At 37.4% G+C, this 14,927-nt stretch carries 15 protein-coding genes; 12 read left to right on the forward strand and 3 right to left on the reverse strand.

The features are described from left to right. Positions 1-49 precede the first annotated feature (49 nt). Entirely contained in the window at positions 50-943 is an 894-nt protein-coding gene (locus tag LJY09_RS08950) for a sigma-70 RNA polymerase sigma factor region 4 domain-containing protein (protein ID WP_155010216.1), read from the reverse strand. 301 nt (positions 944-1,244) lie between these two features. Between LJY09_RS08950 and LJY09_RS08955 the strand changes: the two genes are divergently transcribed. Together LJY09_RS08955 and LJY09_RS08960 are read left to right on the forward strand one after the other, a co-directional pair. Beyond that, positions 1,245-1,769, forward strand: coding sequence for a DinB family protein (locus LJY09_RS08955; protein WP_033578707.1), 525 nt, complete (start codon positions 1,245-1,247; stop codon positions 1,767-1,769). Between the two features lie 189 nt (positions 1,770-1,958). Further along, complete coding sequence (locus LJY09_RS08960) at positions 1,959-3,014, forward strand: aldose epimerase family protein (protein ID WP_154972826.1); 1,056 nt, start codon at positions 1,959-1,961, stop codon at positions 3,012-3,014. Positions 3,015-3,076: 62 nt separating this feature from the next. Here LJY09_RS08960 and LJY09_RS27630 read toward each other — a convergent pair whose 3' ends face one another. Together LJY09_RS27630 and LJY09_RS08965 are read right to left on the reverse strand one after the other, a co-directional pair. After that, positions 3,077-3,202 (reverse strand): hypothetical protein, encoded by a 126-nt coding sequence (locus LJY09_RS27630; RefSeq protein ID WP_013056562.1) that lies wholly within the window; start codon positions 3,200-3,202, stop codon positions 3,077-3,079. 65 nt (positions 3,203-3,267) lie between these two features. Then, a complete protein-coding gene (locus tag LJY09_RS08965; protein ID WP_154972827.1) occupies positions 3,268-3,690 on the reverse strand; it encodes a CBS domain-containing protein in 423 nt (140 codons plus the stop codon). 217 nt (positions 3,691-3,907) lie between these two features. Here LJY09_RS08965 and LJY09_RS08970 point away from each other — a divergent pair, with 217 nt between their 5' ends. The 10 genes from LJY09_RS08970 to cyoD all read left to right on the forward strand — a co-directional run bounded on the left by LJY09_RS08970 (position 3,908) and on the right by cyoD (position 14,892). After that, entirely contained in the window at positions 3,908-4,372 is a 465-nt protein-coding gene (locus LJY09_RS08970) for a hypothetical protein (protein ID WP_098999839.1), read from the forward strand. A gap of 535 nt (positions 4,373-4,907) precedes the next feature. Then, entirely contained in the window at positions 4,908-6,317 is a 1,410-nt protein-coding gene (locus LJY09_RS08975; protein ID WP_224980055.1) for a sigma-54 interaction domain-containing protein, read from the forward strand. A gap of 314 nt (positions 6,318-6,631) precedes the next feature. Next, the gene (locus LJY09_RS08980; protein WP_155010215.1) at positions 6,632-7,927 is read left to right on the forward strand and encodes a CitMHS family transporter; all 1,296 of its coding nucleotides are present in this window, start codon (positions 6,632-6,634) and stop codon (positions 7,925-7,927) included. 10 nt (positions 7,928-7,937) lie between these two features. Then, entirely contained in the window at positions 7,938-9,272 is a 1,335-nt protein-coding gene (locus tag LJY09_RS08985; protein ID WP_155010214.1) for an acyclic terpene utilization AtuA family protein, read from the forward strand. Continuing rightward, the gene (locus LJY09_RS08990; protein WP_155010213.1) at positions 9,253-9,564 is read left to right on the forward strand and encodes an AtuA-related protein; all 312 of its coding nucleotides are present in this window, start codon (positions 9,253-9,255) and stop codon (positions 9,562-9,564) included. The genes LJY09_RS08985 and LJY09_RS08990 overlap by 20 nt, the downstream gene beginning before the upstream one ends. Positions 9,565-9,592: 28 nt before the next feature. Beyond that, positions 9,593-10,699, forward strand: a complete 1,107-nt coding sequence (locus LJY09_RS08995; protein WP_155010212.1) for a chitobiase/beta-hexosaminidase C-terminal domain-containing protein — start codon at positions 9,593-9,595, stop codon at positions 10,697-10,699. A gap of 387 nt (positions 10,700-11,086) precedes the next feature. Beyond that, a complete protein-coding gene (locus tag LJY09_RS09000) occupies positions 11,087-12,025 on the forward strand; it encodes a ubiquinol oxidase subunit II (protein WP_416339299.1) in 939 nt (312 codons plus the stop codon). Between the two features lies 1 nt (position 12,026). Beyond that, positions 12,027-13,994 carry a cbb3-type cytochrome c oxidase subunit I gene (locus LJY09_RS09005; RefSeq protein WP_155010211.1) on the forward strand — a complete coding sequence of 656 codons (1,968 nt, stop codon included), beginning with the start codon at positions 12,027-12,029 and terminating at the stop codon, positions 13,992-13,994. Position 13,995: 1 nt separating this feature from the next. Continuing rightward, complete coding sequence (gene cyoC, locus LJY09_RS09010; RefSeq protein WP_033578711.1) at positions 13,996-14,595, forward strand: cytochrome o ubiquinol oxidase subunit III; 600 nt, start codon at positions 13,996-13,998, stop codon at positions 14,593-14,595. Further along, on the forward strand, positions 14,596-14,892 hold the full coding sequence (cyoD, locus tag LJY09_RS09015) for a cytochrome o ubiquinol oxidase subunit IV (protein ID WP_155010210.1): 297 nt from the start codon (positions 14,596-14,598) through the stop codon (positions 14,890-14,892). It begins immediately after the preceding gene. Positions 14,893-14,927 lie beyond the last annotated feature (35 nt).

The raw sequence follows: 14,927 nt of genomic DNA on the forward strand, positions 1-14,927 counted from the left end.
AATAAAAAAAGCTTGGGGTAAGCATAGCTTATTCCAAGCTTTTTATCGTTTAACTAGCTAGTTTCTTTTTGCGTAAACGCTCTAAGCGTCGCTGCACGCTATTTCTCGAACGCCCGAGCAGCTGCCCAATTTCTCGCTGATTGCGCTTTTCCTGATAAAACATACGCCACAATCTAGCATCTTCTTCTGCTGTCCACTTTTTATGCTCGTATTTAGGGCGCTTTACATAGTCTAGCCTTCTTTGTTCATTCACCCACGCTGGTTCTGGAATAAGCGTATTTTTAGGTATTTTAAAAAAGTTAAGGCACGATTTATTTTGTTCAGCCCACTTCCAAAAAGATTGAATGTCAATTCCCATGAATGTTCTTGTCTTGGCGATGATCATTTTATACGGTAGATTCTCTTTATGAATCCACTTGTAAATTGTATGAACATCTACTTCAAGGCAGGCTGCTAGCTCACACGCTGTGATATGTCCTACGTGCGATTTAGCTCCATACACCTCTAAACGACTTAACCTCGATTCTAGTGCCTGCACACTTCGCTGCAATTTCGCTGATATGCGCGAAAGGGGTTTTATTCCGTAATACCTTAGCAAATATTCGTCTTCTTGTACGGTCCATCTTCGCATCGCAGTTTTTCGTGTTAGTCCCAAAACTTTTATGCGCGTAGCAATAGAAGAAGGACTTCTGTCTAAGGAGTGTGCCATTTCACGGTTGTTCATGATATCAATGTTCTGCTGTAAAAAAGCATCTTGTTTCGGCGTCCACTTTTTACGTAAAGCTGTATCTGAAGCTCGAAGATTTAATCGAGTAAGCCGTTTATTAACCGATTCCTTGCTTCTATGTAAATGCTCACCCATCTTTTGAAGCGTCATAACGCCATAGTGTTGGATAAGAAATTTATCTTCTTCTTTTGTCCATCGCTTTTGATTTTTACTCACTGTTGTCCCACTCCAATTCACACGGAAAGCTCAAGATGAAAAAGTTGCTAGCAATCTATTTTACGAATGAGTAGTACCCATTCAGACTGATACTCACTGCGTTCTAGCCTATATATATTTTATCATATTTCTAGAGAAAAACCAAACGTCTGTTCTGTTTTTGTTTTAGTAAGCATTAAAGGAAGGAGAAGATTATCTCCTTCCTTTAATAGAAGTCAATTGTGATAAAATTGACTAGAATCGCAAGAATTTTTACATAACTGACAGCTCAGCATCATTACGTTGAGAAAGGGGAATGAGCATGAATTTTAATTTAAAAGAAGCGACCGAAATACTTGAGCGTACGCCTAAGACGCTTGAAAAACTTTTGTCGGGTCTATCTGCAGGGTGGCTGCAATGTAATGAAGGAGAAGGAACTTGGAGTACCTCGGAAATAATAGAACATTTAATAGAAGCAGAAAAAAACAATTGGATACCAAGGCTAAAATTCATCCTTCAAGAAGGAAAAGGAGGAGCTTTCCCTCCATTTGATCGCTATGCTCATTTACACAAGGAATCTACTAGTTCTATTGAAGAAAAGCTTCTTGAATTCAACATGATAAGAATGCAGAATTTACAACAACTAAAGCTGTTAATTAAGCCTGAAAAGCATCTTGAAGTGAGAGGAGAACACCCGGAGTTTGGGGAAGTAAAAGTCAGAGAGTTGCTCTCGACTTGGGTTGCTCACGATTTAACGCATATTGCCCAAATTGTTCGAGTAATGGCAGAACGATACAGAGAAGATGTAGGACCTTGGGAAGAATACTTAGGAATACTAAAGAAATAGCAATGACAAACAGTAGCCAGCCTTTATCATTCAAGCTTGAATTAGGAAATGTACACGATTACAATAAAATGAGAATAATGAAGATTCAGGAAGGATTGCAGAGGGAACTATAAGAACATATCCCATGTGTATAACATGTAGGGTCCGTTAAGCAATTTACGAATAAAAAGAGGATTGGACTGATTAAAAATGAAAGTGAATTTTGAGAAATTTGGCGAACTAAACAATCAAGCTGTACATGCTTATACCTTATTAAATGATGAAGGGCTTAAAATTACCTGCCTTGACTATGGATGTGTGATATCAAATATTGAAATGCCGGATTCTGAAGGGAAGATTGAAAGTGTTGTCTTGGGATTTGATTCAATAGAAGAATACCAAAAGTATTCTCCTTATTTCGGAGCTGTGGTCGGACGCGTAGCGGGGCGTATAGGTGGAGCAGCCTTTGAGCTTAATAATAAAACCTATCGTCTAGAGAAAAATGAAGGAAACAACCATTTGCATGGCGGTTCAGAAGGGTTTAGCCACAAAATATGGCATGCAAAAACAATCGAGGCAAGTGATCACGTAGGTGTTGAATTTACATATGTAAGTAAAGATGGAGAAGAAGGGTACCCTGGCAATCTTGAAGTGAAAGTTACGTATACGTTGACTAATAAAAATGAGTTTCATATCTCTTACGAAGGAACAACAGATCAAGACACTCTTATCAATTTAACAAACCATACGTATTTCAATTTAAGCGGAAATCTAAAGGAAACGGTCTTAGATCATGTTTTAAAGCTGAAAAGTAACGAATTCTTAGAGCTGAGTGATGATCTTTTACCTACTGGAGAAACGATAAGTGTCACAGATACCCCATTTGATTTTAGAGAAGGACATAGTCTCAAGGAAGGTGTGGAATCCAAACATCCGCAAAATGTATTAGTTGGTAAAGGATACGATCATCCATTTCTTTTAGAAGCAGAAACTGAAAATCAGATGTCATTATTTGATCCAGCAAGCGGTCGCAAAATAGAAGTCAAAACGGATCAGCCTTCAGTTGTTCTCTATACGGGAAATCATCTAGACGAAGAATTCGAAATTAGAGGGGTTCACTCAGAGAAATATCTTGGCGTTTGCCTGGAAACACAAGGTTTACCAGACGCTATTCATCATAAGCATTTTCCTTCTTGTGTATTAAAGCCTGGTGAGAAGTATGAAGCATCTACTCACTATACATTTATAACTGATCGCAGCCTATAACAAAACGGGATGATAAAAAGGATTGCAACCGAACCTCTGCCGATTGTAATCCTTTTTTATTCTTACTTTTTCTTTTGGCTTTTTGCACGATTAGCGTCAAGCTCAGCCGCATATTCTTCTTGAGACTTTCCTTGCTTTTGACTCTCAGACTGAATCTTTTTAAATTTGTTATCGTTTAAATTTGGCATATTAGCACCTCCTTGCAGACAGGGTTATTTTGTACAAGCATTAAGGATTTATATGCTAAAAAATTTCAATGAACTTGATTAGAAATCTCGCTTAATGCTGCACCGGCTTCATCAACATATACGTTCACTGTCGCAAGGTCGCCGATTGCACAGATTCCAACCATATTATTATTCTCCACTACAATAATGCGGCGAATTTGATGATCTGCCATCATACGTGCACATTCATGAATATCCGTATCCGGAGAACACGTAACTACATCTTTAGTCATACAATCATGGGAATGCACAGTGTTGCAATCTTTTCCATCCGCCACGCAATTTAACACGATATCACGGTCTGTGATCATTCCCATTACTCGATTTTCTTGACACACCGGCACAGAGCCACAATTAATATCACGCATTAATTTTGCAGCTGCTGTTACTGGGTCGTGCGGTGCACAAGCTTTCACATCTTGAGTCATAACTTCACGTACTGTGGTCATTTTTAATTCCTCCCTTTAAACATTCACCTCCGTATTTTCTCCATGCACATGCAGAATATGAGAATCAATAATTTCCTGAAAGCAAAAAATCTTGTAATAAAAGACGAATAAAAGAACTAACGCAGTGTAATAAACACATAAAAAAGAGCCTATTACACAAAACTAAAGAGAATATGATTTAGCTTACATTTTCGTAACGGCAGGAGTTGGGTACATAATGAAAGGAAAGTTAACGCTGTTGGCAGTACTTTTATTGCCTTGGCTGTCTATAGTAAAAGTTGATAAATTTGTCTTTAAAAGATACCTACCTGTTTTGACATTTAGTTCATTAGTTATTGCTTTTATCAGTGAGTTATCTAAAAGCTTTACATGGTGGAAAGTAAGGAAACCTCTTTTCCCTAAACTTTCAAGCGACGTTTCTTTTATATTTGGACCGTTTTTTATAGCTAATTTTTGGGTATTCAAGCTGACCTATGGGAATTTCAAAAAATATTTGTTAATTAACGTCCTATTTGACTATCTATTTGCTTATCCTTTGACCAGTCTGGCAGAAAAACTGAAGGTATATAAAATGGTAAACATGACGCGCTTTCAACTTTTTCTCATCTCGATTGCGACTGCTTTTATTAATTATTTGTATCAGCATTTTATAGAAGATGTTTTAAGGCAGAGAAGACAATAGGTGATAGTTCGTTAACGAGCTCATCGGCATTTAAGTGTCGCTTACTGCCAATCTTGAATGGTATTAAAGGTCTTCAAGTGTAGTACATAAATACTTAGCAGAGATACTAAAAGTCCAATAAATAGCGAAATAATAAAAAGAGAAGCGTGAGGGAGAAGACCAATCTCTTTCACGTTTCTCTTTTTTGTCATGTATATAAACTTTATCTGTACACGGTCATGGGCAAATACGTTAAAGATTGACCGGTAGCTGAAGCTGTTAAATTCGGTTCTAATTCAAAATCCAAAATGGTTAAATACGGAAAAACTACGGTGATAAGTTTCTTTGAAAAGAGAAATATTTCTCTTTTCAAAGAATGCTTCATCTTGAATACAAATAATGGAATAAGATCAACCACGGTTATATCCGCTTTTATAAATCAGATTATTCAAATTAATTGAGTGGACTCTGTTTCAAAAAAGAGAAAATTAGTTGATAATTATAAATAAAGCAAGAATCTACTCTCAAGTTATTATAGAAAGGAGCTTACAATACTGTGAAGAATACATTCCAAGAGCACATAGAGGTCGACTGCTCTTCTAAAAATTTTAACTGGTGGCATGCAGTTATAAATTCGATAAATGATGGTATTCTAGTTATCGACAGAGAAGGTATTGTCAGATTTATTAACCCAGAGTATACAAAGATTACAGGAGTAAAAAGTGATATTATTGGAAAGCCACTAATAGAATATCGCCCAGGAGCTCAGTTAACAAATGCTCTAAAAGACCAACAATGCAGAGTAGGTGTATATCGAAAAGAAAAAAATCGGGAATATATGGTGGATATGGCTCCAATTATAATAGAAGGTAAAGTTGCAGGAGCCGTATCGGTTTGTAAAAGTCTTAATGAAGTTGACAAGTTATCAAAGGAATTGAGAAGACAAACCGAAAAGTTAAAGAATTTAGAAAACCGAATGGATTCTATCTATGAAGCAAAATATACATTTGAACAAATAATTGGTAGGGAAGAAGGGTTAAGGCACGTCGTTCATATAGCTGAAAAAGTAGCAGAATCTCAATTTCCTATTCTTGTGACGGGAGAAAGCGGCACGGGAAAAGAATTATTTTCACAGGCTATACATAATAAAAGTGAGCGCCAGCATGGTCCTTTTATACCTGTAAATTGTGCGGCTATTCCTTCGTCTCTGTTAGAAAGTGAACTTTTTGGATATGGAGATGGTGCTTTTACAAATGCTAAAAAAGGCGGAAAGGCTGGACTATTCGAAATAGCAAACAACGGAACTATATTCCTAGATGAAATTGGAGATATGTCATATGATCTTCAAGCTAAGTTGTTAAGAGTTCTGCAAGAGAAGAAAATCAGAAGGGTAGGAGAAGCTACTGAACGAGAAGTTGACGTAAGAATTATTGCTGCTACGCACCGCAACTTACAGCAGCTTGTGAATAAGAAACAATTTCGAGAAGATTTATTTTATAGACTTAACGTTATTCAACTAGAGATACCTCCTTTGAGAGAAAGGAAAGAAGATATACGTAAACTCGTCTCCTCTTTTATTAAATACTCGACCGCCAATGCATCTTACAAAATTGACGAATATACACTAGGCTTTCTTCAATCCTATCATTGGCCTGGCAACGTAAGAGAATTAAAAAATGTGATTGACTATGCCACATGTATGGCAGAAGGTACAGATATTATGTTTCATCACCTTCCACAATTTATGATTAAAGATGAACAAAGCTTTTCAGACGTTCTAGGTAAGGTAGATAAACCTAATCAAACACTGCAGGAAGCTATACAGGATAAAGAGTGCGCATTTATTCAGGAAATATTAAGAAAATACCCAAATAATATTGGGGGAAAAAGGAAAGCAGCAGAGGTTTTAGGTATTTCTTTAGCTACTTTATACAATAAAATGAAGAAATATCATATTCATTTCTAAGTCGTTAGAAAGATTTCTAGATTTTCAGAAATGCTGGAAACTATGTATTAAGAAACGTATCTCTTCACTGAGCGGTGATTATTTCTAAAATATTAGAATTTCAATTGACAAGAACAAAAAAAGAAAGCAGATTCATTGATAACGCTTTCTTTTTTGTTGTGCAATAAATTTTTTTGTCACATTTTGAAAGGATTTTGTAAAGGTTTGTTGCTGTTTTTACATATCCTTGGCATGAATCCTGCAAGAATAAAAAGTACAGAAGTTTTTTACATCCAAGATTCATCAATCTACAAATTTAGGGCAGGGGGGATTACATGTTAGCATTATTAGGATTTTTAATTATTGGTTTATTTCTATTTTTAATTATGACCAATCGTTTATCTGTATTGATTGCGTTAGTTCTCGTACCAACTGTTTTTGCATTAATAGGTGGATTTGGATTAGAAATGGGAGACATGATGTTAGAAGGCATTATAAAAGTAGCACCTACAGGCATTATGATTGTTTTTGCAGTTTTGTACTTTGGTTTAATGATTGATACGGGTTTATTTAATCCTATGATTTCTAAAATGCTTCGTCTAGTTAAAGGAGATCCATTAAAAGTAGTCGTAGGTACAGCTATTGTTACGATGCTTGTATCATTAGACGGTGACGGTGCATCTACTTTTATGATTACCATTACAGCGCTGCTACCTCTTTATAAAAGATTAAAGATGAATCCTCTTATTTTATCAGGAGTGGTTGCTTTAGGAGCAGGAGTTATGAACTTAGCTCCTTGGGGGGGGCCTACTGCTAGAGCCATGACTACATTTAATGCAGATTCTTCTCAATTATTTAACCCTGTTATCCCCGCGATGATTGCTGGGATTGTGTGGGTGTTAGCATCTGCTTTTTGGATTGGGAAAAAGGAGCGGCAGAGACTAGGAGTCATTGAACTAGAAGAACATATACAAGGGTTTACAGAACATGCAGCTGCTCTAGAAATGAAAAAGCCCCAGCTTTTTTGGTTTAATCTTGCTTTAACAATTTTGCTTCTTATCGCGTTAATTAAAGTATGGCTGCCTTTACCGATTTTATTTATTGTCGCGTTTGCAATTGCTCTTTTAGTCAATTATCCAAATCCAGAAGAGCAGCAAAAACGCTTACTAAGCCATGCAAATAACGTTTTAATTGTTTCTACGATGATTTTCGCTGCAGGCATTTTCACGGGTATTTTGACAGGAACAAAGATGATAGATGGAATGGCTTCTGCAATGGTTAGTATTATCCCTGAATCACTAGCTTCTTACTTACCTGTACTAGTAGCAATTACAAGTATGCCTCTTAGCTTAGTGTTTACACCGGATGCCTACTATTTTGGGGTCTTACCAATTATTAGCCAGACGGCTTCTAACTTTGGCATCAATCCAATTGAGATTGGCAGAGCAGCTATTCTAGGACAAATGACAACTGGATTTCCATTAAGTCCTTTAACCGCATCGACCTTTATCCTTGTAGGGTTAGCCGGAGTGAATTTAGGCGATCATCAGCGTTTTATCTTTAAGTGGGCCTTTGGAACGACCATTGTTATGACGATTGTGGCATTAATAACAGGAGCAATTACTATTTGAGGTGATAAAAATGATAAGAATTGGATCAGGCGCGGGTTTCTCAGGAGATCGATTAGAACCGGCGGTTATACTAGCTGAAAAAGGAAATTTAGATTATTTAGTATTGGAATGTTTAGCCGAAAGAACAATCGCACTTGCCCAAAAAAGAAAAAGTCAAAACCCTTTAATGGGTTATGATCCTTTGTTAGAAAAAAGACTAGAGCCTCTTTTACCTATTATTAAGGAAAATAAGGTGCGAATTATTACCAATATGGGAGCAGCCAATCCAATAGATGCTGCTGAAAAAGTTGTTGAAATAGCTAACCGACTAAACATTGAGATAAAGGTAGCAGCCGTAACGGGAGATGATGTACTAAAGTTGATAGATAGGAATGGATTGACTCTAGAAACAAATGAACCGATATCTCATTTTGGTAACGTTATATCTGCAAACGCTTACCTTGGTGTGGAAACAATATTGCCAGCTCTAGAGACAGATGCTCAAGTTATTATTACTGGTAGAGTAGCAGATCCGTCTTTATTTGTTGCTCCAATGGTACACCATTTTGGATGGTCTTTAGACGATGTAGATAAAATTGCTCAAGGAACAGTAATTGGACACTTATTGGAGTGTGGGGGACAGATAGCTGGTGGTTATTTTGCTGATCCTGGAAAAAAAGAAGTCCCACAGCTTGCTGAATTAGGATTTCCATTTGCTGATATTAAAGAAGATGGGACAGCAATTATTACTAAAGTAGAAGACACAGGAGGAGTCATTAATTTAGCTACTGTAAAAGAACAGCTGCTTTACGAAGTAACTGACCCTCATCAATATATAACACCAGATGTTATTGCTGACTTTACTTCGGTTCATTTGCATGAAATTAAATTGAATCAAATTCATGTATCTGGTGGAACAGGTATACCAAGACCTAAAACGTTAAAAGTCAGCGTAGGTTACGAAGCAGGTGTTATTGGAGAAGGAGAAATTTCCTACGCTGGTTCCAATGCTCTAGAAAGAGCTAAGCTAGCCGGTGAAATTTTATATAGTCGTTTAAAAGATAAAGTAGTCGACTTAAGAATTGATTATATCGGTCTTTCCTCCGTTCATAGAGTTTCTTTTCAAGAATCAGCTCCTTATGAAATCAGACTGAGAGTAGCAGGGAGATGTCTTACTTCAAAGGAAGCAGCCAAAATTGGAGAAGAGGTAGAAGCTCTTTATACGAACGGACCAGCGGGCGGAGGCGGAGCAAGAAAGTATGTTAATGAGGTAGTAGGTATTGTGTCGACGTTGATTCCACGAAACAAAATAAAAACTTATCTTACATTAAAGGAGAGCTTAACAAATGAAAAAGAAATTATATGAACTTGCTCACAGTCGAGCTGGAGATAAGGGAAACACGCTTATGTTATCACTAATTCCATATAACGAAAAAGATTATTTCTTATTACGTGAAAAAGTGACTGCTTTGGAAGTGAAAAAACACTTAAAAAATATTGTAGAAGGAGACGTTGTTCGCTACGAGGTTCCTAATATATCAGCTTTTCAATTTGTATGTCACCGCGCATTACTTGGTGGAGTAACTACTTCTTTAGGAGTGGATACGCACGGGAAAAGCTTAAGCTATGCCCTTCTAGAAATGGAAGTAGACATTTAAAAAACCATATAAAGGAGGTACATTATCAATGAATAATATATCAATACAAAAAGTTATAAGTTTTATTACTGTAGGAGTTCTTATTCTAGCTTTTTTCCCTTTAAATATCGTCGCGGCAAAAGGAGAAAATGATTATAGAAACGTAAAAAAACCAACTTCTTCAGTTTTATCAGGCGAATATTATCTAGAGCAGAAGGTTGAATTAAAGACAAACACACCAGGTGCGAAGACTTACTATACACTTGATGGGAGCACTCCGACCAGTCAAAGCAATCCGTATACGAACCCACTTATTATTAATAACGATACGGTGCTTAAAGCAATTTCCATAAGAGGAAACGCGAAAAATAAACATCAAAAGAATCATAGTGGTATAGCTATATTTACTTATTCATTTGAAAGCAGAGAATCTATAGCTACTCAATTTTTATCATTCACTTATAAGGCAATGCCTTACCGACTTTATGTACCTAAAGACTATGATTCTAAAAAATCATATCCCCTGGTGCTATTTTTACATGGAGGTGGTGAACGAGGAAATGATAATAAAAAACAGCTTCTTGGCAACGACGGAGCGATCATTTGGGCTTCACCAGAAAATCAACGAAAGCACCCCGCTTTTATTTTAGCTCCCCAAGCTCGTAATGTACCAAGCGGGGGCTTCACTGTTACAAGAGATAATAACAATGAAGTCAATTTAGCAAAAGTATTCGAAACATCAGAAGATTTAAAAACGGCCTATGAAATTCTACAAAGTGTAAGAAAATCCTACAATATAGATAGTAATCGCCTTTATTCTACAGGATTATCTCAAGGAGGATTTGGCACATTTAACTTAAATATAGAACACCCTGATTTGTTTGCTGCTATGGTTCCAATAGCGGGAGGAGCCGATCCAGCTAAAGCACATCTTCTTACACACAAACCGATATGGGGATTTCATGCTGAAGACGATTCTATCATTCCTGTTACCTATTCAAGGAATATCATAGAGGCTATAAAAAAAGCTGGGGGGCATCCGCTATATACGGAATATCCTAAAGAATTAAAGTATGACCATGCTTCATGGGTTCCAACGTATCGGAATCAGAAAATGATTGATTGGATGTTTCAGCAGGTCAAACAAGCAAATTAGTAAGTGTTAAAGCTCAATACTTCATTACTCCTAAAAAACTCTTCCAGTTAATAATAACTGGAAGAGCTTTTTGCTTTTATAAGAATCTACCCGCCAGGAGCAAGGCATTTCACACCACATTTAACCAAATATGTGACGAAATTATGGTAAAGCCATTTAAAATAGATAAAAATCGCTTCAAGTGTGATAAATATCACACCTTTTAAACATACAACATGATAATTTTTTAGGAGTAAGCAATATGTCATGACAAATTTCAATATGTTAGGAGGTTATTAGCTCTTTGATCCGTTGAGATGCATCTCTAATATGAACGTTTATATATCATTATTATGTACAGAGATTTAGAGGAAGGGAGCCTGAGCTTAGGTGATAAAGCAAAAATCAATGCATATTGGCAAGTTAATCGTTCTCTCCGTATTCATTACAATTTTTTTAGCAGGCTGTGATAGTCGTTATTTGATTTTAAATCCACAGGGGGCGGTGGCTCAAAAAGAATACCATTTAATTATTTTTTCCATAATTTTATGCACAATCGTTGTTATTCCTGTTTTAGGGCTGCTTGTGTATATCGTTTTACGCTACCGTGATAAGCCTGGAAACAAGGCTCCGTATCGGCCAGACTGGGACGATAGTAAGCGTCTTGAATTTATTTGGTGGGGCATCCCTATTATTATTATTGGTATTTTAGGTTTCGCTACGGCCAAGACGACGTATGACTTAGTAGATCCGCCGCAAAAAGATGTAAAGCCGCTAACAATTGAAGTAACATCCCTTGACTGGAAATGGTTATTTCAATATCCGGATCAAGATATTGCGACAGTGAACTATGTCAACATTCCAAAGAATGTGCCCGTTCAATTCGTGCTAACGTCAGATGCACCTATGAATTCTTTTTGGGTACCGGAGTTGGGAGGACAATTATATACAATGCCGGGAATGGCAATGGGGCTTTGGCTGCAAACTGATCACAAGGGAGAATATTTTGGTTCGGGTGCTAATTTTACGGGTGAAGGGTTCGCTCATATGAACTTTAAAGTTAAATCTACATCGACAAAAGAATTTAATCAGTGGGTAAAGCAAGTGAAAGAAACATCACCAGCTTTAACAAAAGCTGATTATAACAATCTTGCCAAACAAGGTCTTTCCTTGGAAAAATCGTACTCTACCATTCCTAAAGGTTTGTTTCAAGAAATTGTTATTAAAAACGGTGGTCAATATTATAGTCAGCATCACCATATGAAAAATGAGGACATGAAGACTATGAATGTGGCTTCTGAAGAACAAGCACATACACAGCATGAGCACCAGGAAGGAGGAAACTAAGTTGTTAGACAAATTAAAAGATTTTTCATCTCATTTTTTTGTGACTGGAGAACCGATGATTTATGGAGCCGATGTCGCCATTTTGTTAACACTAGCCGGTATTATTTTTGTTCTTACGTATCTTAAAAATTGGAAGTGGCTATGGCGTGAGTGGCTCACAACGGTGGATCATAAAAAAATTGGAATCATGTATATGCTTTCTTCATTGTTAATGCTGTTTCGAGGCGGAGTAGATGCATTATTAATGCGTATGCAACTAGCATTCCCTCAGTGGCATTTTCTAGATTCTAATCATTACAACGAAATTTTCACTACGCATGGAACCATTATGATTCTATTTATGGCAATGCCGCTTATGTTTGCGTTCTTTAACATTGTTGTACCGCTTCAAATTGGAGCAAGAGATGTCGCCTATCCTTTTTTAAACGCGGTAAGCTTTTGGCTATTTTTCTTTGGCGCCATGCTTTTCAATTTGTCGTTTGTAATCGGAGGCTCGCCAAATGCAGGATGGTTGAGTTATCCACCGCTTTCTGGCATGCAGTTCAGTCCTGGACCAGGTCAAGATTTTTATATTTGGGGCATTCAAATATCAGGTATTGGCAGCTTGGCTTCTGGAATTAATTTCATTATGACCATTTTAAAAATGCGTGCACCTGGCATGAAACTTATGCACATGCCGCTATTCACGTGGTCTGTTCTAGCAAGCTGTATTATTATCATTTTCGCGTTTCCTGTATTAACCGTAACGCTTGCTTTATTGTTTATCGACCGCTTCTTTGACGGACACTTATTTACTATGACCGGCGGAGGAAATCCGATGATGTACATTAACTTAATTTGGATGTGGGGACATCCTGAAGTGTATATCGTTGTACTTCCGGCATTCGGCATTTTTTCTGAAATTGTTGCAACGTTTTCTCAAAAGAAGATATTTGGCTATAAATCTATGGTTTTTTCAATGATGATTATTAGCGTTCTCTCGTATTTCACATGGGTGCATCATTTCTTTACGATGGGTGCAGGGGCTAATGTGAATGTGTTTTTTGCTATTACGACGATGGCTATCGGAATTCCAACGGGTGTTAAAGTGTTTAACTGGTTATTTACGATGTTCCGCGGCCGTATTCAAATGACTCAGCCAATGCTATGGACAATTGCTTTTATCCCGTGCTTTGTTGTAGGAGGAGCAACCGGTGTTATGCTTTCAGCAGCTCCCGCAGACTATCAGTATCATAATAGCTACTTTTTAGTTGCACACTTTCACCAAGTGTTAATCGGAGGCGTTGTATTCGGCTTCTTTGCAGGTTTGTACTATTGGTGGCCAAAAATGTTTGGCTTTAAACTAAATGACCGTCTTGGCAAATGGGCATTTTGGACGTGGAATATTGGTTTTTATGTATGCTTCATGCCTCAATATGCACTAGGGTTTATGGGAATGACGCGCCGTATTTATACGTACGATTTTGACATGGGATGGGGACCGCTGAACGTTATCTCTACAGTGGGAGCCTTCTTTATGGGCATAGGGTTTATCTTTCAAGCATGGCAGATTCTTCATGGCATTAAGTACGGAGAACGAGATGTAACAGGAGATCCATGGAATGGACGTACATTAGAATGGTCCATCCCTTCACCTCCGCCGCACTACAATTTTGCAGTGATTCCAACAGTAACGGGGCAAGATGCGTGGTGGACGATAAAAGAAGAAAGAAAAAAGAAAAAAGCGAAGGAAACAGCGGCTTTTTCTCCAATTCATATGCCTAAGAATTCAGGTATTCCATTTATCATGTCGATTTTCTGGTTCATTGCTGGTTTTGGCTTAACGTTCCACTGGGTATGGGTGGCGATATTCGGTTTGACAGGAGTAGGAGCTTGTTTACTAGCTCGTTCTTTTCAATACAACTCGGACTATTATATTCCCGTGGATGAAATTCAACATACAGAAGATTCAGTAGGGAGGGTCGGATAACATGGCATATGCGACAGCGCACCACGAAGAACATCATCATGAACATGATGAAGAAATCAAAGTTATGGGTTTTTGGCTTTTCCTCGTAACGGACTGTATCTTATTTGGAGCATTATTTGCTACGTATGCCGTTCTTGTTAATCATACTGCGGGAGGCCTTACGGGAAAGGAATTTTTTGAAGTTCCAGGATTTGTTTCTGAAACGTTTATCTTATTAACGAGCAGCTTTACGAGCGGATTAGCTGTATTAAGCATGCACAAAGGAAAAATAAAGCCTTTAATTGGCTGGCTAATCGTAACTCTGCTTTTAGGTGTATGCTTTGTTGGCCTTGAAATTCATGAATTTCAAACAATGGTTCACGAAGGAGCAACCATTTCTACGAGCGCATTTTTTACGGCTTTCTACACGCTGGTTAGTACACACGGGCTGCACGTTTCGGTTGGCATCATTTGGATGATTTCAATTACAATCCAGTTAAAACGATACGGAATTACCTCTGTAACAAAACGAAAAGTGACGATTATCAGCTTATACTGGCATTTTCTTGATGCCGTCTGGATCTTCCTTTACACGGTTGTGTATTTAATGGGGGTGATGTAGATGGAGAACCACGGGTCGTTAAAAGCTTATACAACCGGATTTATTTTCTCAATTATTTTAACCGTTATTCCTCTGCTACTGGTATTAAACCACGTACTTGTTAAAAATATATTACTAGCTAGCATTCTAGGAATGGCCGTGCTTCAATTTTTCGTTCAATTGTTTTTCTTTATGCATATTAAAGACGGAGAGAAGCCTCGTTATAATGTGATGGCTTTAATACTTGGAATCGTTTTTGTTATTACGATTGTAGCAGGATCTATTTGGATAATGACTTTTAACTCTCAAGTTCAATAAAAATGGAGCCGTGTACGATGTGCGCGGCTCCATTT

It is taken from the genome of Priestia sp. J2, from assembly GCF_020790095.1.
GTDB classification, from domain to species: domain Bacteria; phylum Bacillota; class Bacilli; order Bacillales; family Bacillaceae_H; genus Priestia; species Priestia zanthoxyli.